We start from the raw sequence: 22,738 nt of genomic DNA, 5'->3' as shown, positions 1-22,738 counted from the left end.
CGATAAAAATGCGCGACATTGTGCGTTTGAGGAAACAACGTTGAGAAGAAAACTCCCGAGCATGGAAGCCCTGATCGCGTTCGAGTCGGCGGCGCGGCACCAGAGCTTTACCCGCAGTGCGGACGAACTGGCGCTGACGCCCAGCGCGATCGGGCGCCAGATCGCAACGCTGGAAGACTACGTGGGACTGCCCCTGTTCAACCGCGTCAGGCGGCGTGTCAGCCTGACCGAGGTCGGCGAGACGTATGCGAAACAGGTGCGCGACAACCTGGACAGGATCGAACGCGACACCCTCGCGGTCGCGACCCGGAGCGGCGCCGAGGGCATCCTCGAGCTCGCGGTGATTCCAACGTTCGCGACACGCTGGCTGATCCCGCGCTTGCCGCAGTTTTACGCGCAACACGGGCATATCACGCTCAACCTCACGACCCGCTCCGAACCGTTCCTGTTCACGGATACGCCGTTCAGCGCGGCCATCCACTTCGGCAATCCCGTATGGCCAGGTGCCATCACCCAGCATTTGTTTGGCGAAGAAATGGTTCCGGTATGCAGTCCGGAACTGCTGAACGGGTCAGGGTCCCTGGCGCCGCCGGCGCTGGCACGGCTGCCGCTTCTGCATCAATCGGCCCGCCCGGATGCCTGGCGCCAGTGGCTGGCCCAGGCGCGCGTGCACGATGTCGACTGCATGAGCGGCCAACGCTACGAATTATTTTCCATGCTGGTGGAGGCCGCGCGTGCAGGACTCGGGGTAGCGCTGGTGCCCCGCTTCTTCGTCCTGGCCGAGCTGGCAAGCAAAGAACTGATCGTGCCCAACGAGATGTCACTGCTCAACGACAAGGGCTACTACCTTGTCTATCCCGAATCGAAGGAGAACGCCCCTTCGCTTCAGCCGTTCAAGCAATGGCTGCTCAGCATAGCGCGTGAGTACCGCGCTTCGACGCGGTGTTGACGACTCCGGCATCGCACCGGGTCGCAAGCCGCATGGTCGCGACCGCGCCTTATCTCGTGAAGAAATAGAAAAGCCGTTGATCATCCAACCTGAACGATCAACGGCTCGCCAAATCTTACTTAGAAATTAGTTACGACGACTCTTCACTCCCACTCGGTCATAAATGGCTGGACTAAGCCCATGAATCGACTAGCATTTTTACGGCACGTGCGGCTTAGTACCATCCGGGATACCACGCGGAATTCATTGATACGCGACTGGCAATAACCGGCATCAGCCAATCGATATTCCCGATCGTGCTCGCCATCGCGCTCTGGGCCATTACGGACATGGTAACGTGAATGGGATCTGCCGACGGCCCGCGAACCCTGCATACGAGATGAGTTCGGTGCATGCCCGCCAGTCACGTGCCTGTCGGCCACAGTTGTACGCCGAGAGCCGCCCTGACGAGCATGCGAAACTCGGGGAGGTTCGTCCTGGCCGCGCTGCTCGCACAGCCACTACCTTTGCGAGGTAAACCATGCCGTGGTCAGGCATCCCACGAGGGCCCCGGCGATCACCGCGGAAATGGTATGCGCATTTAGCATGACCCGCGCATACATGGTCATCGCAACGATTACCGAGAGCAACAGTCCGAGCCAAAGGCTGTAGCGCCTGCCAATGAAATACACCGCGCACGACGCCATCGACGAATGTCCGGACGGCATGTTGATCGATCCGCCATTCGGCCGCTGGCCCAGCCGGGTGTGATCCACCCATCTGTCATCGAGAAAATGCTTCAATCCGTGCGTCAGGACGGTGGTCGACACGCCCACGTAAAGCAGCTGGACGAGCCCGACTTTATCGCCCAGCACGAGCGGCAATACGATCTGTACGGCGGTCGGGACGAAGCGCACATAGTTCTCGGTCAGCCTGACCTCCGTGGGAACGCTGGTGCCTGCCGGCAACACCGGATAGCTCGCCAACTTGCTCGGAAACGCCGCGCTCAGGACGATCCCGACGAGCAGGATGGCGACGAGCGCGAGCGGGCGCCGGACTTCGGTATAGGCGAGACGGAATATCGATCGGTCGTTCATGGCTGGGTGATAAATTGGAACAGGTCGTTTTCCGGGACATAGACTGCGCTGCGCAAGCCCATCGCTCCCATGACGCTGTGGAAGATGACGTCGTGGGAGGGCGGCTTGCGGAAACGCTGCGGCGTCTTCAGGGTGCCACCGCGCCGTACGAATTCGTCGGACGTCCATGCCAGCAGCGGGACCGTGTACTGCACCTCCGGTGCGATGGCCATCGGCACCCCGTGCAGGTACAGGCCGCCCTCCCCCAGCGATTCGCCGTGGTCGGACATGTAGAGCATCGCACTCGGCCTGGCCGTCGCCGACTTCAACAGCTGGATGACGCGGTGCAGGACCTCATCCGTGTACACGATCGTGTTGTCGTAGGCATTCACCAGTTCGCTGGGGCTGCATTTCTGCAGGTCGACGCTCTGGCAGGCCGGCTTGAACCGCTCGAATTCGGGCGGATATTTCTTGGCGTACTGCGGTCCGTGGCTCCCGCCCAGGTGCAGGACGACGAGGGTCTTGGTGTCGGGCTTCCCGTCGTGCAGAATCGCATCGAGGCCGTGCAGGAGCACTTCGTCGTAGTCGAGGCGCGCGCAATCCTGCGTGCACGCTTTCCGGATCTGGTCGGCGGTGTCGTAACGGCTCGTCTGAAGCGGCGGTTCGCCGAAATTATTCGTACGCCAGATCACCTCGACGCCGTGGCGATGGAGATAGCTCGGCAAGGGTTCGTCGTTGCCGGAGATTCCGTCCACACCGCGATGCGAAAGCATGCAGCGCAGCGACGCGGTCGTGTACGTCGCGCAGGCGTGCGCCCCCGGGTAGGCCAGCACGCCGTCCTGCCGCAACCGGGGGTTCGTTTCGCGGCCATAGCCGAACAGGGAAAAATTCTGCGCGCGCGCGGCCTCGCCGATCACGAGCACGAACACCATGCCGCCGGGCCGCCCGGCGGTGATCGGCGGCAGCGGCTCCACAACGCGATGGCGCTCCGCCTCCGACTTGTAGTACCGCGCCGCGTTGATCACGTAGGACCACGGCAGTATCAGGCCGCCGAATGCCTTCGCGTTCTTGTCGATCCATAGCCAGCTCTGCGCATTCGCGTACAGCCAGGCGGAACCCAGCACCAGCGCGAGCACGAGCACCATGGCGCTGCGCACGCGGTGCGCAGCGGCGACGCGTTGGCGCAGGATGAGCGCGGCCGGCACGAACCCCAGGGCAATCACGTACAGGAGCAGCTTCGGATGCGCCAGTTCCGAAGCTTCCTTCACATTCGTGTTGACGATGTTTCCCACCATCGTCGCATCGATGACGATTCCGTATTGGACGATGAAATACAGGGCGGCGGCGTTACCGACGGCGAACAGGGCGGACGCGAGTTTGAGAAGCCGGATCGAGACAAGGGCGCACAAGCCCAGCACCCCCAGCGAAATCGTCAGCTGGAATACGAACAGGGTGCCGATCGCCAGCGCGCTGCTCCAGTCGAAGCTTGCGCGGGTGGAGGCCGCCAGGGCATACAACGGCCATTGGAACAACGCCGTGTTGGCGAGCGCCAGCGCAAGGATGAAGCGCACTGGGCCGGCTTCGCGGCTGCCCGCAGAAGGGCGGAGCCAGGTTGTCAACAAGCTTGTTCTCATGTCCGTGGATCGTCAGCTGGCCCATGACGCTCGCGCAGGGCAGCCGCTCATTATGGCCGACCGGACATGACAGCAATCCGACCTGGAGATTACAATTTTGTCAGGTCGCGCAGGATGAGCCGCACGCTCAAGCCGGTCCGCTTCTCCACATCGGAACATCCACCTTCCGCGTTCAGTGTGCGGCGCGGGCCGCCCGTTGCCGGAACAACAGCAGGCTGGTCAGGATGAACCCAAACAGCACGGCCGACGCGGAATACCGGCTCAATGCCAGGCCGCCGTGGTCCAGGGGCTTGTCCAGGAAGTCGCCGACCACGGCCCCCAGCGGACGGGTCAGGATGAACGCGGCCCAGAACAGGATGGTGCGTGACACCTGGGTCCAGTAATACACGGCCGCGACCAGGGCGAGCGAGCCGCCGAACACGACGGCGGCGCCGGAATAGCCCATACCCGCGCTATCGGCGGTCCAATCGCCCAGTGCCGTGCCCAGGGTCTGCGAGAACATGATCGTGACCCAATAGAACGCTTCGGCCCTGGGCGAGCTCACGGTGCTCACCGACACGGAGCCGAGGCTGCGATGCCAGATGAAAAGCGAACCAGACAGCAAGAGCAGCAGCAAGGCCGAGCCGCCGGCGTAGCCGATGCCGAGCGAGCGATCGGCAAAGTCCGCCAGCGTCGTGCCGACCGTCGTGGTGGCGATGATGGTGACCCAGTACAGCAACGGATGAAAGTGCCTGGCCTTGATCTGTGCAATGACAGCCGCCAGGAATACCACGGCGAAGATGGCCGTGCCGATCAGGTAGCCGAGGTTCATCGACATCGACACCGCGTCGCCGCCGGTTTCTCCCAGCGTGGTGGCGGCGATCTTGATGATCCAGAAGCCCAGCGTGACTTCGGGAACTTTAGCTAAATGATGTTCTTTGGTTTTTTCCATGTGGTCAATCCTCCTTGTCCTAGTCGGCATGACGGTCCAGACGAAACCGAGCCGAGACATAGCTTGTCAGCGACTCGTGCTCGCTTCCCCCTGTTTTTTTCCCGAGAGCCAGCCGATCAGGCCCGGCAGCAGCGAGACAGCGACGATGCCGAGGATGGCCACGGTCAGGTGCTCGGAGACCCATGGCAGGTTACCGAAAGCAACCCCGGCGCCGACCAGCGCGCCCACCCACAACAGGCCGCCCGCGATGTTGTAAGCCAGGAAAGTCTTGTAAGCCATATGCCCGAGCGCCGCCACGAAGGGGGCGAACGTGCGCACGACCGGTACGAAACGGGCCAGCACGATGGTCTTGCGCCCATGCCGGTCGAAGAAATCGTGGGTACGCTCCAGGTGCTCCGGCTTGATGAAGCGGATCCGCTGCTTGTCCAGCATCCGCGCGCGCAACTGGCCGCCGATCGCATAGTTCATGCTGTCGCCGAGGATGGCCGCCAGGGCCAGCAGCGGCACCAGGACGGGCAGGCCGAACGTGCCCTGGGCGGCCATCGCTCCCGCCACGAACAGCAGCGAGTCGCCCGGCAGGAAGGGCAGGATCACGACCCCGGTCTCGATGAAGATCACCGCGAACAGCACGACGTAGACCAGGACCGCGTGGCTGGACGCGAGCGCGGCAAGGTGGGTGTCGAGGTGCAGGATCCAGTCGATCAATGAGCTCATCATCCAGGCATTCGGATAGCGTATCGAAGCGACAGGATAGCGAACCGTGCCATGCGCACGCCGAACCTGACAAAAATGTAATCGCAGCGTCCGCATTCCGTCATTCGCGTGCGGCCACAATAACGCCTCCTCCAACTTTCTTCCCGTCATGGCTTCCGTACGCAAGAAGATGATCGTCGCGGCCGGTGCGCTGGCCATCGGCGCGGCCCTCGCGGCGGCGGCGCTGCACGGGCAGGCAGGCGCGACGAGCACACCGGCGCCCGCCAGGGAGCCCCTCGTGAGCGTGACCGCTGCGCGCGCCGTCGACATTCCGGTCGACCTGGCGGCGCAGGGCCACGTCGTGCCACTCGATTTCGTCGACGTCAGGCCGCAACTCAACGGCACGCTGCTGGCCGTCCATTTCCATGAAGGCGATGCGGTTGCCCGTGGCCAGCTGCTGTTCACGCTGGACGACAGCGATGCCCGCGCCGCACTCGCCAGGGCCGAGGCCCAGGTCGGCCTGGTGCAGGCCCAGCTGGCCGACGCGCGGCGCGAGCAGCAGCGGGCGCAGGCGCTGGCCGCCTCCAGGTTCATCGCCCCGAGCGCGGTCGATACCGCCGCCAGCAAGGTCGACGCCCTGGCGGCGCAACTGCGCGCGGCACAGGCCGAAGCCGCGGCCGCCCGCACCACCCTGTCGCGCACCCGGATCATGGCGCCGCTCGCGGGCCGCGCCGGCGCCGTGGTCGTGCATCCGGGCAGCCTGGTCCAGGCCGGAGCGCCCGCGCCGCTGGTCACGATCTCGCAGTTTTCGCCGGTCGGTGTCGACTTCAACCTGCCGGAACACGAACTGCCGGCCCTGCTGGCGGCGCGCGCGGCCGGTCCGGTGGCGGTGTCGGTCACCGACGCGGCCGGCGCCAGCGCCGAAGGCCGGCTGGCGTTCGTCGATAGTGCCATCGACCGCGGCAGCGCGACCATCGCCCTGAAGGCGAGCTTCCCGAATCCGAAGCAGATGCTGTGGCCCGGCGGCTTCGTGCGGGTGGTCGTGCATGCCGGGACGAGCCACGGCGCGGTGGTCCTGCCGCCGCAAGCGGTCCAGGAAGGTCCGGACGGACGCTTCGTCTACCTGGTCGGGGCCGACGGCAAGGTGGCGCCCCGGCCAGTGCGGCTGCTGCGCATCCAGGACGAACTGGCGGTGGTCGCCGGCGTCGAAGGGGGCGTGCGCGTCGTGCAGGAAGGCGGCCAGAACCTGCGGCCGGGCATGCGCGTGCGCATCGCCGCGCCGGAGACGCCATGAACCTGGCCCGCTTCTGCCTGCAACGGCCGATCGCCGTCCTGCTGCTGTGGCTGAGCGTCATCGTGGCCGGCTTCGCCTGCTGGCTGCAGTTGCCGGTGGCCGCCCTGCCGGTCTACGACATGCCCACCATCCAGGTCGGCGCGCGCCTGCCCGGCGCCAGTCCGGAAACGATGTCGACCTCGGTGGCGACGCCGCTCGAAAAGCAGTTCTCCGCCATCCCCGGCCTGCTCGCCACGACCTCGAGCAGCATCCAGGGCGAGACCCAGATCACCCTGGAATTCGACGCCAGCCGCAACATCGATGCCGCCGCCGCCGACGTGCAGGCCGCCCTGTTCCGCGCATCGCGCTCGCTGCCGGCCGAGATGACGACGCCGCCCTCCTACCGCAAGGTGAACCCGGCCGACGCGCCGATCCTCCTGATCGGCCTGAGCTCCCCTTCCCTGCGCCTGAGCGACCTGAATGCCTTTTCCGACAACCTGATGGTGCCCGCGCTCTCGACCCTGAGCGGGGTGGCGCAGGTCAACGTGTCGGGGCAGAGCCGCTATGCGGTGCGCGTCCAGGTCGATCCCGACCGCCTGAACGCGCTCGGCCTGGCGCTGCCGGACGTCGCCGCGGCGCTGAAGGCCGCCAATTCGAATGCGCCGTTGGGCCAGCTCGACACGCGCCGCCAGATGATGAGCATCCAGATGGCGACAGGACTGATGAAGGCCGCCGACTTCGCCCGCGTCGTCGTCGCCACCGTAGACGGGCGCCCGGTGCGGCTGAGCGACGTGGCGCAGGTGCTGGACAGCGTCGAGAACAACCAGAATACCAGCGGCATCAATGGCGCCAGTTCGATCCTGCTGCAGATCCAGCGCCAGCCTGGTGCGAACACGGTGGCGACCGTCGACGCGATCCGCGCCGCCCTGCCGAAGCTGGTCGCCCAGCTTCCCGGTTCGGTCAAGGTGACGGTGCTGAACGACCGTTCGATATCGATTCGCGATGCGGTGCATGACGTCAACCTGACGATGCTGCTGACGATCGCGCTCGTCGTACTCGTGATCCTGCTGTTCCTGCGGCGCCTGGCGGCCACGCTGATCCCATCGATCAGCCTGCCGGTGTCGCTGATCGGCACCTTCGGCCTGATGTTCGCGTTCGGCATGAGCCTGAATAACATCTCCCTGATAGGTCTCACCATCGCGGTCGGACTGGTGGTGGACGACGCCATCGTCGTCCTCGAAAACATCATGCGCCACGTCGAGGATGGGATGGCGCCCCACGAGGCCGCCATCAAGGGCACCGGCGAAGTGGCGTTCACGGTGGTGTCGATCTCGGTGTCGCTGGTGGCGGTGTTCATCCCGGTGCTGTTCATGCCGGGCACGATCGGCCTGTTGTTCCACGAGTTCGCGCTGGTGGTGGCGCTGGCGGTGCTGGTGTCGGCGGCGGCCTCGCTGACCCTGATCCCCCTGCTGGTGCCGATGTTCATGGCGCACGACGCGCATGCGCCGTGGCCGGCGCCGGCCTGGAGCGCCGCCTTCGAACGCGGCTTCGCGCGCCTGCTGGCGCTGTACGGCCGCGCCCTCGACCTGGCGCTGGCGCGCCGCGCCGCCGTCCTGCTGGCGGCACTGGCCACCTGCCTCCTGACCGCCTGGCTGTACCTGGCGGCGCCGAAAAGCTTCTTCCCGCAGGAAGACACCGGCCAGGTGACGGTCAACGTCGACGCCCCGCAGGACATGTCGTACGAAGGTCGCCTCGCGGTGCTCAAGCGGATCGAAGCGGTGTTGATGAAGGACCCCGGCGTCAGCGACGTCGCCTCGAAGGTCGACCACGACACCACCAATCTCTATCTCACCCTGAAGCCCCGCGGCGCGCGCCCACCGCTGGCCGAAGTGCTCAGGCAGCTGCGCGCGGAGACCGCCTTCCTGCCGAACGTCAAGGTGTTCTTCAGCCCGGTGCAGAACCTCCGGATCGGCGGACGTGGCTCGAAAAGCACCTACCAGTACACGCTGCAGGCCGTCAGTCCCGCCTCGCTCGAGACCTGGGCCGCCCGCCTCGTCGAGGAGCTGGGCAGGTCGCCGGTGTTCGTCGGCCTGGCCACCGACTCCCAGCGCGACGGCCTGGAAGCGCGCCTCGAGGTCGACCGCGACAAGGCCGCGCAGCTCGGCGTCGACCTGGCCACCGTGCGCGCGACCGTGTATGCGGCGTTCGGCACGCGCCAGGTGTCGACCATCTATGCGCCCGAGGACAGTTACCAGGTCATCATGGAGCTGGAAGACCGCTTCCGGCGCGACGAAACGAGCCTGGAAAAAATCCACGTCCGCAGCAGCCAGGGCGCCCTGGTTCCGCTGAGCGCGTTCGCACGGGTCGGACGCGGCCCCGGCACGATGGCGGTCAACCACCAGGGCCAGTTGCCGGCGGTGACCATCACATTCGACCTGGCACCCGGCAAGTCGCTGTCCGACGCCGGCGCCGCCATCGACGCGGCGCGCCACGCGATCGCGCTGCCGGCGACCGTCTTCGGCGCCTTCGCCGGGCAGGCTGCGCTGTTCCAGCAATCGCAAAGCAGCCAATTGTGGCTGATCGCGATCGCCGTCGCCGTCATCTACGTCATCCTCGGCATGCTGTACGAAAGCTGGATCCATCCGGTGACGATTTTGCTGGGCATCCCGTCGGCCGCAGTGGGCGCCCTGCTGGCCCTGCGCATGACCGGCCTCGACCTGAGCTTCGTCGCCATGATCGGGATCCTGCTGCTGGTCGGGGTGGTCAAGAAAAACGCGATCATGATCATCGACTTCGCGCTCGACGCCCAGCGCCGCCTGGGGCTGGCGCCGGACGCCTCGGTGCGCCAGGCCTGCCTGCTGCGCTTCCGCCCGATCATGATGACCACACTGTGCGCTATCATGGGGGCCCTGCCGATCGCTTTGGGCCTGGGCAGCGGCGCCGAACTGCGCCAGCCGCTTGGCGTCGCGATCGTCGGTGGCCTGTTGCTGTCGCAGCTGATCACCCTGTTCATCACGCCGGTGCTGTATGTGTGGTTCGACCGGCTCGCCGCACCGCGCCGCACGTCTCCGCGGCGTGTCGCTGCGCCGATTGAGGCGACGGTGGAATGAGCCCGCGCCAGGGATAATAAACGCTTTGAAAGCGATCGAGAACGTGACCAAGATTCTGCTGGTGGAAGACCAGCCTACCGCCGCCGCCTACCTGTCCAAGGGCCTCAAGGAAGAAGGCATGGTGGTCGACGTCGCCCACGACGGGCCCGATGGCCTGCACCTGCTGCTGACCGTGCAATACGATCTGGCGATCCTGGACGTCATGCTGCCGGGCCTCGACGGCTGGACCATCCTGGAAACCGCACGCCGTGCGCAGCGCCAGACGCCGGTGCTGTTCGTCACTGCGCGCGATGCCATCGACGACCGCGTGCGCGGCCTCGAACTGGGGGCCGAGGACTATCTGGTCAAGCCGTTCGCGTTCAGCGAGCTGCTGGCAAGGGTGCGCGTTATCCTGCGCCGCAATGAGCGTTCGCCCGCGACGAGTGAGCCAACCGTGTTCGAATTGGGCGATCTCAGGGTCGACCTGCTCAAGCATCGGGCCACACGTGGCACCGACCGGCTCGAACTGACTCCCAAGGAATTCGCGCTACTGTCGCTGTTGGTCCGACGCAGTGGCGAAGTACAGTCGCGCACCGTGATCGCCGACCTGGTCTGGGACATGAATTTCGAGTCCGACACGAACATCGTCGAGGTGGCGATCCGGCGCCTGCGCACGAAGCTGGACGACCCCTATTCCGTCAAGCTCCTGCATACGGTACGCGGTGTCGGCTATGTTCTCGAAGTCCGCAATTAAGCTGTTCGATGCCGGGCGCTGGTCGCTGACGGCGCGCCTGAGCCTGTTCTTCGGCACGGCGACCGCAGTGATCGTGATCGGCGTCTCGGTCATGATGTATTCCGAGCTGGTGGAGCAGCTGCGCGACAAGGAGGAAACCGAGCTGCGCGACGACCTCCAGATCCAGCGCGACGTGCTCGAACACCTGGCGCGCAGGCAGGTCCCCAGCCAATGGCAGCACGAGTGGGGTGAATACCAGGAGGATTACCAGAAATTTGCCTGGCAACTGGTGGCGCCGGACCGACTTGTCCTGGCTGCATCATCGAACACGGCGCTATTTGGCGCCGCGCTCGCGCATGCCGGTATGCGGTCGGGCTTCGTGAGGTGGGCCGACCGGTCGCGCCAGCCGGTGCGTTATTACCTTGTACTCGACGTTGCGGCGGATCTGCCCGGCCGCGAAGCGGCGAAATTGCGGGGTCCTTCACTCGGTCCTCGCGGCACGCTCCTGCGCGGCGTGCTGGATGTCTCGCAGGATCAGCACGTGCTGAGCGCCTACCGCGCCAAGCTGGCAGGTGTGATCGCCCTGGCAATCGTACTGTCCGCAGGCGCCGGCTGGCTGCTCGCTCGGCGTGGCTTGGCTCCGGTGCGGGCAATCAGCCGGGAAATCGGCCGCATCAACGCCGAGAAACTGCATGCCCGTATGGCGAGCGAGGCCTGGCCATCCGACTTGGGAGTGTTGGCCAGCGCCTTCGACGACATGCTGGCCCGACTGGAGCAGTCGTTCGAACAGCTGACCCGCTTTTCCTCCGACCTCGCGCACGAGTTCCGGTCGCCGATCAACAACCTGGTCGCCGCTGCCAGCGTCACGCTGGCGCGCGCGCGCGCGCCGGCAGAATACCAGAACACCCTCGGCATCGTGGTCGAGGAAGGCCAGCGGCTCTCGCGCATGGTGTCGAGCATGCTGTTCCTCGCGCGCGCCGACAACGCCGGTCAGCACCTGCACCTGGAACGGGTGGCGCTAGCCGTCGAATTTCGCAAGCTGGCCGACTTCTACGACATCGCGGCGGAAGAACAGGGCATCACCTTGGCGATCCACGGCGAGGCCGAACTGGATGCCGACCCCGTACTGCTGCGCCGCGCCCTGTCGAACCTGCTGACCAATGCCTTGCGCTACACCCCCCGTGGCGGCACGGTGAGGCTGTCGGCCGCTTGGGAGCACGACGCTGTCGTGATCGCGGTCAGCGACGACGGCGACGGTATCGCCGCCGAACACCTGCCCTTTCTATTCGACCGCTTCTACCGTGCCGACGCCGCACGCAGTTCGGCCGACAGCACGGGTCTGGGCCTGGCGGTGGTGCGCTCGATCGCCGAACTTCATGGCGGGACAGCCGAGGTCATTAGCACACCCGGCAAAGGCAGTACGTTTACGCTGCGTTTGCCGGCCAGGCAGACCATGCGCAATGAATTGTCATGAGTTCGGTAGGCGTGTGTCGCGCGAAAAATTGTTAATGTGCGCGACCACGACAACCAGAAATGAAAATGGCATACATCAGCGCAAAAGCGCTGATCTACAGATATGCTCGAGGAGGGGATGGGAATCGAACCGGCCTAAAGGGCTTTGCAGTCCGGTGCATAACTGCTTCATCGCCGCAATACAGCGACAGACTGCGGGCCTTGAGCACGTTTAAAGTAGTTCTGAGCCGGAGATTCATATCGCACAAAAAAGCTCGCCGAAGCGAGCCTTTTTAAACTATAAGAGCGATGTTTCCAGAAGGAAACCTCACTCCCACTCGATGATCAATGGATGAGCCAAGCTTATGAATGGACTGGCATTTTTAGGGCACTTTCGGTTCAGTACCATCCGCGATACCACGCAAAATTCATTGATCCGCAACTGGCAATAACTGGCATTTACACGATCGGTATTCGCGAGCGTGCTCGCCGTCCCGCTTTGGGCCATTACGTTCATGGTACCGTGAATGGGATCTGCTCGTCCGATCGACCATGAAGGCACTGACCAGCGCCGACAGCGTGGCCGCCTGTTCCCGCAACGAATCAAAGAGTTAGCTCTGCACCGCACGTTGCACCACATGAGTTCGTTCAACACGCGACGCTGAACAGCACCACACAGGCACGTCGGCTAGCGCCACTGCAATAGCCGTCCGAGCTGCGCCACGAATGCACTCGGAAGCTGCCTCATCTGCGACAGCCTCTGTTCCTCGTTTATGGCATTTTTCCCTGGTGTCTAACACGCTACTCTATTGTTCGGCGAACGCATATCCAATGCCACTAACGTCCGGAAAGCCGGTAGACCAGTTACCGCCGCCGACTCCTAATGGTTCCCGGCCGTCGGCCAGCTGAATCGCAACAGCTCTTCTAGATACTCGAGAGCAGTTGTAACCTTCAGTCCGGCCAAACCTGCCTGAAGAAAGGGCTGCGCCGCGCTACGTCGTCGTACGTCGACGGATCCACCATACATTGTGGACACCAGTGGCCTCCGCGCAGGAACAGATTGGGCGACATGTCGAACTCATGGTCGCGTGCACAGCGCCAACGCACCGGGCGGTAAGGCCCCCCGCTCGCGTCTGACAGGCAAGCGCCACCGCGAAATGCCGCCGCCTGATTCAGCACGTCACCATCCCATTGGTCCGGTGCCACGCGCTCGTCGTAACCATGATCAAGCAGGACCGGCGCGGTCGGGGCGCTGGCGAGTTCAAATCGGTCCCAGCTCTTGGGTATGCGTTCCCAGTCGGCACGCGATCCGAAGAAAGCGTTGATGTGCTCGGTATCGTTGTTCTCGATCCAAGCCATCGTTCCGCCCTCCTCGTGCGCCAGGCCGGCAATGCGCTTCCGGACGGCGCCGGGGAAAAAGCGCGCCGTCGCCTTGACATACCAAGGGATGGCCCGACCGTAGTCATGCATGAAATCGGCCAGGCTCTGGCTTCGGTACGGCACCAGTTGTTCGAGTACATCCGAGTCGGCGTACCATTGGCCGTGGAAGTTCTTTGTCCCGATCCAGTGTGGGTCGAGCACTTTTCGGTAATCCCCTGTCATCGCCTCGAAGCTCATCCGCATGAATTCGTGATTGTTGACCCTGCAGGACGGTCCGCCACCGATGTTGTAAAAGGAGCGCCAGAACCGTTCCGGAACATCTTCCCCGCAGACCGCGGCCGTCAAGCGGCCGGAGTCCTTCACCGTCGACCATTCGAATACGCCATTGATCGGGTTGTGGAACATGATCGGATCGAAGATCTTCCACATGTCCGGATGCGCCATGCCCGATTGGCGCAGCGAGACCCAGTAGCGTAAGCCGGACTCGGCGACGATCGCCTCGGCCTGAGTTTTAGTGACCGCATAGTGATCGTATCTGCTGATCTTGATCGGATCTCCAGTACGGCCCCAGTGGACAGGCGCGTTACGGCTACCCGTTTGCGCCACGGTGCCGATATAGACCAGCCTGACCGCATTCGGATCCGGTTGCTCTTGTATGGCCCGAACAATGTTGGCAGCGCCGCCGACATTGACCTGACGCGTCAGCTCGGGGAACCGGTCGCATCCAGGCGACACCATCCCGCCGACATGCAAGACATAATCAGCCCCTTTCACTCCTGTCAGCACATCCCCATAGTTGCGCAGGTCACCCGCCAGGACCTGGACCCTTGAGTCAGTTTGCCAGCGCCGGATACGACGGTGGCGTAGCTCGGAAGGGAGCACGAGGATGCGTACGCTGATGTCCTTGTGCAATAGGAGCAGGTGCTCCAAGGCGGCATTGCCCATGTTTCCGGACGCGCCGGTCAGGAAAATCTGTTTCGGCATTTCTTCTCTTTCGATGGGGTTGATCGGGTAAAAGGAAACCTCAGCGACTGACTAGTGCCGAGATGTACGTCACGCGCCGACGGGGCGGCGGCACTCGAATTGTCGATGTTGATCGCTCGACGAGTGCGGGATTCCAGGTACTGCCCAGCGCAGGCGGGATCGGGAACGATGTGGCGTCCTCGAACGCCAGCCGTGTGCCGTTTCTTCATGAAACAGGACCGGAATGCCGAGCCGGGTCTGCTCGACGGAATAGCGCAGGCAACCGCATGTTCGGCCACCAAAAGCAATGCTGCTCAAGCTAGTCCAATAGTCCTTTTCCCTGCAGCCACTCTTTTGCACGTTTGGGCCAGTCTGCCGCTGTACCGAGCCTTGAGCGCATACCAATCCCATGTTCGCCACGTTCGAACAGATACATCTCGGCGGGCACTCTCGCCCGTGTCAGCGCCTGATAAAACAGGATGCTGTTCTCGACCGGCACCAGGCGGTCTTGCTGCGTATGAATGAGCAAGGTCGGCGGAGTTGCACTGGTGACTTGTGTTTCAACCGACATCAGCCGCAGATCCTCTTCTGTTGGAAATGCGCCTAGCAACGCTTTGCGCGAACCTGCATGCGCGTCCGGACCGCTCATCGTGATCACCGGATATGCCAGTATCAGGAAGTCAGGACGGGCGCTGACCTTGTCCAGGTCTGCCCCGGTGCGTCCGAGTGGATGATCGAACAGCGTGCCTGCGGTCGCTGCCAGATGGCCGCCCGCCGAGCTCCCCATGATCCCTATGCGATCCGGACGGATGTGATAGCGGTCGGCTTGAGAACGCACGAGACGCATCGCACGTAGTACATCAAGTAGTGGTGCTGGATGGCGGGTCCGCACCCGGTAGCGCAACACGAACGCAGTCACCCCCATGTCGTTGAGTGCACGCGCATAGTCGGACCCTTCAAGATCGACTGACAGTCCAACGTACCCGCCACCCGGGCAGACGATCACCGCCGTCCCGTTCGCGTGGTCGTTCGGCGGGCTATACACGGTCAGCGTAGGCGCATACGCCGTTGGGGCCCGGTCATCGCCAGCGTACGCGGCGCCATTCTGCATGGCGCCCGGCACGCCTTCGGGCCATAGAGGCACCACATCGGGACTGGCCGCAGCCCAGGGAGCGACTGCGATCAGCAGACAAGTGAAGAATCGCCTCATGAAAATGCCTCCGGCCTGCGATCGTGCAACAGACGCGGTACCGCAATTGTCACGAGTAGCAGTAAGCCGGCAACGATATTGAGCAGAACCATTGGCAGGTGCAGCACGACCGGTTGCCAGACTTGCCAGCCCCGCCAGCGGCGAGAGGAAATCTTTGCGGGTTAAACGCATCCGTCCTATCTCCATATACATATCGTTATTCGGCCGCCTGCTTTACGCGCCGCAGTTTTGAATTTCTTACAAATCTGCCACAAACGCTCTGCCAGTTTAAGTGGCAGAGCGAAACCAGGTCTTTACTGCCTAGAACCAATCGGTTTAGTTAAGGCCGAATGGAAGCGGTTTACAGCTCGCATCGGCAACGACTCCAGAACGCTCAGCGACTCGGCATCTGCAACGGTGGTGACGCTGGCATGACCTAACAATTCGGCAACGACTCGGATGTCCCGGCCGCGCACGATGACCGCTTTCGCAAACGAGTGCAGCGACACCTCGCAGCTGGGCCTCCTCCGCGTCGCGCCCCTGCTGGTCCGGTGGCGTCGCCACCTGGTCGAGCCGCCCTTTAACGATCGCATGAAGCTTGACGTCATCAGGGAATAGGTCGGCCCGGATGAACAGGCGCTAAACGGCCAGCAGGTGCGGACCGATCTCACGCACGGATTTCGCGCCGGTCAGCACCATATTCGTCCGTATATCTTTTTCCAGAATCGCAAGTAGCCGCTCCACACCGGCCTGACCTTGCGCGGCCAGCGCGTACACGAACGCGCGCCCGATCAGGACGCCATCTGCGCCCAGCGCCAGCATACGAAACACGTCCGTACCGGTACGCACACCGCCGTCCGCGAAAATCGTCATCTTTCCCTTGACAGTGTCGGCGATGGCCGGCAAGGCCTGGGCCGTCGACAATGCACCATCCAACTGACGTCCGCCGTGGTTCGAGACGACAATGCCATCCGCGCCGAAGGCGAGTGCGTCGCGCGCATCGTCACTATCCAGAATGCCCTTGATCACCAGTCTGCCCTTCCACTCGTCGCGGATCCACTCGAGGTCCCGCCAACCGATGGCGGGATCAAAATTTGCCCCAAGCCATCCGATATAGTCCTGCAGTCCCGTGGCATGTCCGCGGTAGGCCGAAATGTTCCCGAGATCGTGAGGACGGCCGCGCAGTCCAACGTCGAGTGCCCAGCGCGGGTGCAGCATGGCCTGGATAACGCGACGCAATGCCGCGTTCGGGCCGCTCATGCCGCTATGCGCGTCGCGGTAACGCGCGCCAGGCACCGGCATGTCCACCGTGAAAACGAGAGTCGTCGCGCCCAGGTCGCTGGCGCGCTTCATGACGTCACGCATGAAGCCCCGGTCCTTCAACACGTAAAGCTGGAACCAGATCGGCCTGGATGCCTGCGCAGCGACTTCCGCCAGCGGACACACGGACACCGTCGACTGGATGAACGGGATATTCCGCTCACACGCGGCCCGGACCGCTTGCACTTCGCCGCGCCTTGCGTACATTCCGGTCAGCCCGACAGGGGCCAGCGCAATGGGCAAGTCATACCTCTGGCCGAACCATTCGACGCCGAGATCCAGCTGCTCGGAACCGCGCATGACACGTTGGCGCAGCCTGACGGATTGCAGGTCGTCGACGTTGGCACGCAGCGTCTCCTCGGCGCCCGCCCCGCCATCGAGGTAGTGGAAGAGGAATGGGGGTAATACGCGGCGTGCAGCCGCGCGATAGTCGGTAGCGGATGAAATAATCACGATAACTTGAACGAAGGAATACGACTTGAATCGATCTGCGACGCAGGCACGTCCGGCGCTTACTGCACTGCTTCGAGCCTCACCGCAGCATCGATGATCGACAGGAATTGCGACGCATTGAGCGACGCACCGCCGATCAGGCCGCCATCGATGTCGGGCATCGCCAGCAGCTCCGCGGCATTGTCCGGCTTCATGCTTCCTCCGTACAGGATGCGCACACGTTGCGAGGCAGTCGCAGAATGCCTCGCGAGGCATTGCCGGATGAATGCGTGGGCGTCCTGTGCCACGCTTGCTGTCGCCGTCACACCACTGCCGATTGCCCAGACGGGTTCATACGCGACCGTCAACGACATGAGCTGTCCACTGGAGTTCAGCGCATCGGCGACGACATGGATCTGGCGCGCCAGCACATCGTAAGTGCGCCCGGCCTGGCGCTCTTCCCACGTCTCGCCGACGCAAACGATCGGGCTCAGCCCCGCCTCTATCGCCTGCAGGGTCTTTCGGGCTACGGTCTCGTCAGATTCGCCGTGAGACGTGCGCCGTTCGGAGTGTCCGAGCAGGACGTAACGGCAGCGGAAGTCGGTCAGCATGGTTGCCGACACTTCCCCCGTCCGCGCCCCGCTCGCGTGTTCGGACATATCTTGTGCGCCAAGCGCAATGTCGGTCGCGGACAAGACGAGGTTGCACAGGTCCAGATAAACGAATGGAGGGCAGATCGCCACCTCGCATCCTGCGGCCTTCGACCTAGCACCAATGGTTCCCAGCAGTTCCAGGACGGTCTGCCTGCTGCCATTCATCTTCCAGTTTCCAACGACCAGCTTACGACGCAACTCTGCTCCCATGAATGCTCTCATCAATCCAGATCGACAACCTGTCGTTATCACGAACGTATTCCGCGCCTGACAGACCGGCGCGGAATTCATACAAGCCAGACGTCAGACGATACCGCTGCTGCTCGCGCCAGCCTTGGCCGGACGCGCGCTCGCGGCACGGTCGCGGTACCCGCTTGCGCGGTAGCAAGCCACCGGATCAACCGCCCCACCGTCGCGCAAGCGCGCCATCGCCAGGATTGGCGAAACGTCGGTGCGGAATGCCGTCTTGAGAGCCTGGGCGGCCAGCAGCACGTCATTCGAGCCTTGCAGTTCAGCGAGTTTGGTCCGATCAACAAGCGCAGCCTGCACGTAAGCGCGTTGTACTTCGACGGCGCTGTTCATCAGGCTCTCGATCGGGTCCGTCACGTTGTGCGACTGGTCCAGCATGTACGCCGGCTTGAACGCGGCGCCATCGCGTTGCGCTGCGTCGGCCAGCTCGTTGAAGACCAGGAACAGCTGGAACGGATTGATCGAGCCGGAATCGAGGTCGTCGTCGCCGTATTTGCTGTCGTTGAAGTGGAAGCCGCCGAGTTTACCGAACTGCGCGAGGCGCGCCACGATCATCTCGATGTTCGTATTCGGGGCGTGATGACCGAGGTCGACGAGGCACTTCGCCTTCGGACCTAGCGCAGTCGCGCACGCGAAGCTCGTGCCCCAGTCGGCGATGGTCGTCGCGTAGAACGCCGGCTCGAACAGTTTGTGTTCGATGAAGACGTTCCAGTCGTCCGGCAGCGCGGCATAGATCTCGCGCATGCTGTCCAGGTAGCGCTCCAGTGCGCCGCGCAGGTTGCTCTGCCCCGGGAAGTTCGCACCGTCGCCGACCCACACCGTCAGCGCCTTCGAGCCAAGCGCGCGGCCCAGCTCGATGCACTCCATGTTGTGTTTCACGGCCTGTGCGCGCGTCGCAGCCGCATTGGCGGTCAGGCTGCCGTATTTGTACGTGTGTTCCTGGTTCTGCTGGTCCTGGAACGTGTTCGAATTGACGGCATCGAAGGCCAGGCCAAGCGCGTCCGCATACTGGCGCAGCTCCTTCGCATCCATCGGCTTATCCCACGGGAAGTGCGGAGAAACCGCAGGCGTGGCGCGGGTCAGCTGGTTGATGACGGCGCAGTCATCCAGTTTTTCGAACACGTTGCGCGGCTCGCCGCGGCCCGGAAAGCGCGCGAAGCGGGTACCGCCCGTGCCCACGCCCCAGCTTGGAACGGCCACCGCGAAGTCCTGGGCGAGCGAGGTCAACGCTTCGATGTCCTGCCCGCGGCGGGCGAGCATGCCGCCCAGCGCGTCATAATCGGCCTGCAGCTGTGCGGCCGCCTTGGCATTCTGTTCGGCCACCAGGCCGGCGTCGATCAAGTTTTTCATATCTCGTGTCTCCTTGACAGCGAAGCCCGCCAGCAGGCTTGCTCCGCTGCGTATTTCCTTGTGATGGTCAGCGCGTGAAGGCGGCTGCGTTGCCGGCATCGACGTTCAGGACGTTGCCGGTGCTCTTGCCCGCTTTTTCGCTGGAGAAGAAATACACGGCTTCCGCGATGTCCTCGGGGAGGACGCTGCGCTTGAGCATGCTGCGCTTGCGGTAGAACTCTTCGACGTCGTCGGCTTCGATCTTGTTCGAAGCGGCGCGCTCTTCCTTCCACTTGCCGTCCCAGATGCGCGAGCCGCGGATGACGGCGTCCGGATTGACGACGTTGACACGGATGCCGTGCTCCGCCCCTTCCAGCGCGATGCAGCGCGCCAGGTGCAGCTCGGCCGCCTTCGCCGTGCAATACGCCGACGCACCGGCGGAGGCGACGAGGCCGTTCTTGCTGCCGACGAAGACCATGCTGCCGCCCAGTTTTTGCTGCTTCATGATCTGGAAGGCGTTGCGGCTGACGAGGAAGTAACCCGTCACGAGGATGTCCTGGTTGCGCTTCCAGACTTCGAGCGACGTCTCGTCCAGCGGCGCAGCCGACGCGATGCCCGCATTCGACACGAGCAGGTCGACGCCACCGAATCGCAGCGCGGTTGCCGAGAGAATATCGGCGACCTGGCTTTCATCCGTGATGTTCGCCTGCACCGTGCCGACCGTATCCTTGCCGGCCACCTTGACGAGATGCTGTTGCGCCGATTCCAGCGCTTCCGCGTCGATATCGGTCAGCATGACGCACGCGCCCTCTTGCAGCAGCTGGCGCGCGACGGCCTGGCCGATGCCACCGGCGCCGCCCGTCACGAGCGCGATGCGGCCCGCAAGGCTCTTCGGCTTGGGCATGCGCTGCAGTTTCGCTTCTTCCAGCAGCCAGTATTCGATGTCGAAGGCTTCCTGTTCCGGCAGGCCGACGTATTCGTTGACGCCGTTCGCGCCGCGCATCACGTTGATCGCGTTGACGTAGAACTCGCCGGCGATGCGCGCCGTCGCCTTATCCTTCGCGAACGACAGCATGCCCACGCCCGGGATCAGGTAGATGATCGGGTTGGCGTCACGGATCTTCGGCGACGTGTCGCGCTTGCAGCGCTCGTAGTACGCGGTGTAGTCCGCGCGGTAGGCTTCCAATGCCTGGTCGAGGCCAGCGACGAGACGGTCGAGGTCCGGCGCGGTCGGGTCGAAGTCGAGCACGAGAGGACGGATCTTCGTGCGCAGGAAATGGTCAGGGCACGACGTACCGAGTGCGGCCAGCGGCGCGAGATCGGCGCTGCCGACGAATTCCAGCACGGCGTCGGAATCGTCGAAGTGGCCGAGCTTGTATTCATCCTTGCTGATCCTGCCGCGCAGCAGAGGCATCAGGCGCGCCGCGATGGCAGCTCGCTCTTGCGCAGGCAACGGCGTATATTTGCGGCCACCGAAGACCGGCTGCTTGACGTTTGCAGCGAGCCAGTCCTCGGCGCGCTTGATGATCGCCAGGGTCGTCTCGTAGCACGACTTGGCGCTATCGCCCCACGTGAACAGACCGTGACCTTCCAGGATGATGCCTTTCAGATGCGGCTGCTCTTGCGACAGCTTTTCCAGTTTCAGGCCCAGGTCGTAACCCGGACGTTGCCACGGCAGCCAGCCGAGCTCGCCTTCGAAAATCTTCTCCGTCAGCGCGCGGCTGTTCCTGCACGCGGCGATCGCAATCACCGAATCCGGGTGCATGTGATCCACGTGCTTGCGGTTGATGTAGGCATGCAGCGGGGTGTCGATCGATGCCGCACGCGGGTTCAGGTTGAACGTGCAGTGCGGCAGGTAGCCGACCATCTCGTCTTCGTGTTCCAGACCGCGGTAACGCCCTTTCAGCGCCTCCAGCTTGTCCATGTACAGCGTCGAGAATCCGTCCAGCTTGATCGAACCCAGGTCACCACCCGAACCCTTCACCCACAATACCTCGACCTGCGCGCCGCTGAGCGGATCGGTCATCGCAATCTTGGCGGACGTGTTGCCGCCGCCGAAGTTCGTGATGCGCAAGTCGGAACCGAGCAGGTTCGAACGGTACAACAACAGTTCAGGTTCGCTCAGGGTGGCGGCGTGCTGGTCATCCCAGCGCGACGTGATTGGTTCCTTCTGCTTCGTTTCGCTCATCGTGCCCATCAAAAAGGTCTCCATACAGTTAGCCGCTATCGCCCGATAGCATTCATGTCTCACCAACAAACCACGGATGCATTACGTCCGCGGCGTCTAAAACTAGTAAAAGACAGACGACTAACCGGTGTCAACGGGCCGGCGGCCGGATTGGACCGCGCGCAGCGAATAATCATCGGAATGATTCGTTTGATCGCATTTGAGCGACAAGCACCAGAAATAATCATTTATTTGTCACGCTTTGCGATTGACCGTGACTACATGACTCACTAATCTCTCTCGAACAGATCCGGTCGAACACAAGAACAATGACCGATGGAGGAGACAAACATGGTGAATCACAAGCGCCGCAAGAGCTTGTTGAAACTGCTCGCCGAACATCAGATGGTAACGGTCCCGCAGCTGGTGGAATGGCTGAATGCTTCGCCGGCCACCGTCCGACGCGACATCAACTGGCTCGCTGATCGCAAGCTGCTGGCGCGCACCCGAGGCGGCGCCAGGAACATCGAGCAGAAGAGCCGACAGCATCCGCTGGCAAGCGAAACTTTCGATAACAACATCCAGTGCTTCGCATCGCGCAAACGGGCCATCGCGCGTTACGCCGCATCGATGTGCTCGGATGACGAAACAATCATCATCAACGGCGGCACGACGACGTTCATGATGGCGGAATTCCTCACCGAGAAGCCCCTCGAGATCCTGACCAATTCGTTCCTGATGGCCGAGCGCCTGCTCGTGTCCAGCAAGAGCGAAGTCATCGTGCCCGGCGGCACAATTTATCGTGAACAGAATGTCATTCTTTCGCCGTTCGACAACGACATCACGCAGCACCATTACGCCAGCAAGATGTTCATGAGCGTGTATGGCTTGTCCCTGCTGGGTTTGATGGAAGCCGATCCAGTCCTGATCCAGGCCGAGAAGCGGTTGATCAGCCAGACCGAAGAACTGATCGTGCTGGCCGACAGCTCGAAGTTCGCACGCAGGGCCGGCCTCATCCTGTGCGGACTCGACCGGGTGTCTTCTGTGATTACCGATACGGACGTATCGGATAAAGCGGTCCAGATGCTTGAACAGAGCGGGGTCAAGGTGATCACTGTACAGCCCGATCAAACGGACTCATACGAATCGCAGCACGACGGCGACGCCATGTCACTCGAGGGCCAGTATGACTTGAATTCCCCAAACATGTACTACATGGAGACGCTCAATTGAATTTTCGAAGACTC

General features: G+C 63.2%; 16 protein-coding genes. 6 read left to right on the top strand and 10 right to left on the bottom strand.

Annotation, left to right across the window (positions count from 1 at the left end):
* The first annotated feature begins 61 nt into the window (after positions 1–61).
* Positions 62–949: a LysR family transcriptional regulator gene (locus ACEN98_RS15030; protein WP_413385597.1), complete on the top strand. Its 888-nt coding sequence runs from the start codon at positions 62–64 to the stop codon at positions 947–949.
* Between the two features lie 500 nt (positions 950–1,449).
* Here ACEN98_RS15030 and ACEN98_RS15025 read toward each other — a convergent pair whose 3' ends face one another.
* From ACEN98_RS15025 to ACEN98_RS15010, 4 genes are all read right to left on the bottom strand, one after another.
* The gene (locus ACEN98_RS15025; RefSeq protein WP_413385596.1) at positions 1,450–2,025 is read right to left on the bottom strand and encodes a phosphatase PAP2 family protein; all 576 of its coding nucleotides are present in this window, start codon (positions 2,023–2,025) and stop codon (positions 1,450–1,452) included.
* Complete coding sequence (gene eptA, locus ACEN98_RS15020) at positions 2,022–3,575, bottom strand: phosphoethanolamine--lipid A transferase EptA (protein ID WP_413385595.1); 1,554 nt, start codon at positions 3,573–3,575, stop codon at positions 2,022–2,024. The genes ACEN98_RS15025 and eptA overlap by 4 nt, the downstream gene beginning before the upstream one ends.
* 235 nt (positions 3,576–3,810) lie before the next feature.
* On the bottom strand, positions 3,811–4,569 hold the full coding sequence (locus tag ACEN98_RS15015) for a hypothetical protein (RefSeq protein WP_413385594.1): 759 nt from the start codon (positions 4,567–4,569) through the stop codon (positions 3,811–3,813).
* 66 nt (positions 4,570–4,635) lie between these two features.
* On the bottom strand, positions 4,636–5,286 hold the full coding sequence (locus ACEN98_RS15010; protein ID WP_413385593.1) for a VTT domain-containing protein: 651 nt from the start codon (positions 5,284–5,286) through the stop codon (positions 4,636–4,638).
* Positions 5,287–5,431: 145 nt separating this feature from the next.
* Here ACEN98_RS15010 and ACEN98_RS15005 point away from each other — a divergent pair, with 145 nt between their 5' ends.
* The 4 genes from ACEN98_RS15005 to ACEN98_RS14990 are packed head-to-tail and all read left to right on the top strand — an operon-like array spanning position 5,432 to position 11,831.
* A complete protein-coding gene (locus tag ACEN98_RS15005; RefSeq protein WP_413385592.1) occupies positions 5,432–6,556 on the top strand; it encodes an efflux RND transporter periplasmic adaptor subunit in 1,125 nt (374 codons plus the stop codon).
* Positions 6,553–9,645 (top strand): efflux RND transporter permease subunit, encoded by a 3,093-nt coding sequence (locus tag ACEN98_RS15000; protein ID WP_413385591.1) that lies wholly within the window; start codon positions 6,553–6,555, stop codon positions 9,643–9,645. Before ACEN98_RS15005 ends, ACEN98_RS15000 begins: the two co-directional genes overlap by 4 nt.
* 43 nt (positions 9,646–9,688) lie before the next feature.
* Positions 9,689–10,378 carry a heavy metal response regulator transcription factor gene (locus ACEN98_RS14995; protein WP_413385590.1) on the top strand — a complete coding sequence of 230 codons (690 nt, stop codon included), beginning with the start codon at positions 9,689–9,691 and terminating at the stop codon, positions 10,376–10,378.
* The gene (locus ACEN98_RS14990) at positions 10,356–11,831 is read left to right on the top strand and encodes a heavy metal sensor histidine kinase (RefSeq protein ID WP_413385589.1); all 1,476 of its coding nucleotides are present in this window, start codon (positions 10,356–10,358) and stop codon (positions 11,829–11,831) included. The genes ACEN98_RS14995 and ACEN98_RS14990 overlap by 23 nt, the downstream gene beginning before the upstream one ends.
* A 929-nt stretch (positions 11,832–12,760) precedes the next feature.
* On the opposite strand, the gene ACEN98_RS14985 is transcribed toward ACEN98_RS14990, so the two are convergent.
* From ACEN98_RS14985 to ACEN98_RS14960, 6 genes are all read right to left on the bottom strand, one after another.
* A complete protein-coding gene (locus ACEN98_RS14985; RefSeq protein ID WP_413385588.1) occupies positions 12,761–14,173 on the bottom strand; it encodes an NAD-dependent epimerase/dehydratase family protein in 1,413 nt (470 codons plus the stop codon).
* Positions 14,174–14,471: 298 nt separating this feature from the next.
* Positions 14,472–15,554, bottom strand: a complete 1,083-nt coding sequence (locus tag ACEN98_RS14980) for an alpha/beta hydrolase (RefSeq protein WP_413385587.1) — start codon at positions 15,552–15,554, stop codon at positions 14,472–14,474.
* A gap of 426 nt (positions 15,555–15,980) precedes the next feature.
* A complete protein-coding gene (gene lldD, locus ACEN98_RS14975) occupies positions 15,981–17,114 on the bottom strand; it encodes an FMN-dependent L-lactate dehydrogenase LldD (RefSeq protein WP_413385585.1) in 1,134 nt (377 codons plus the stop codon).
* 59 nt (positions 17,115–17,173) lie between these two features.
* Positions 17,174–17,944 carry a triose-phosphate isomerase gene (gene tpiA, locus ACEN98_RS14970; protein ID WP_413385997.1) on the bottom strand — a complete coding sequence of 257 codons (771 nt, stop codon included), beginning with the start codon at positions 17,942–17,944 and terminating at the stop codon, positions 17,174–17,176.
* A gap of 105 nt (positions 17,945–18,049) precedes the next feature.
* The gene (gene rhaI, locus ACEN98_RS14965) at positions 18,050–19,345 is read right to left on the bottom strand and encodes an L-rhamnose catabolism isomerase (RefSeq protein WP_413385583.1); all 1,296 of its coding nucleotides are present in this window, start codon (positions 19,343–19,345) and stop codon (positions 18,050–18,052) included.
* 67 nt (positions 19,346–19,412) lie between these two features.
* On the bottom strand, positions 19,413–21,521 hold the full coding sequence (locus ACEN98_RS14960; RefSeq protein WP_413385996.1) for a bifunctional rhamnulose-1-phosphate aldolase/short-chain dehydrogenase: 2,109 nt from the start codon (positions 21,519–21,521) through the stop codon (positions 19,413–19,415).
* Between the two features lie 321 nt (positions 21,522–21,842).
* On the opposite strand from ACEN98_RS14960, the gene ACEN98_RS14955 reads away from it, so the two are divergent.
* Positions 21,843–22,724: a DeoR/GlpR family DNA-binding transcription regulator gene (locus ACEN98_RS14955; RefSeq protein WP_413385581.1), complete on the top strand. Its 882-nt coding sequence runs from the start codon at positions 21,843–21,845 to the stop codon at positions 22,722–22,724.
* The last annotated feature ends 14 nt before the right edge of the window (positions 22,725–22,738 follow it).

Source organism: Massilia sp. CT11-137 (assembly GCF_047302885.1).
Classification (GTDB): Bacteria; Pseudomonadota; Gammaproteobacteria; order Burkholderiales; family Burkholderiaceae_D; genus Telluria; species Telluria orientalis.
Note: the sequence above shows the minus strand (reverse complement) of the source record. Positions and strands in the feature narration are given on the sequence as shown.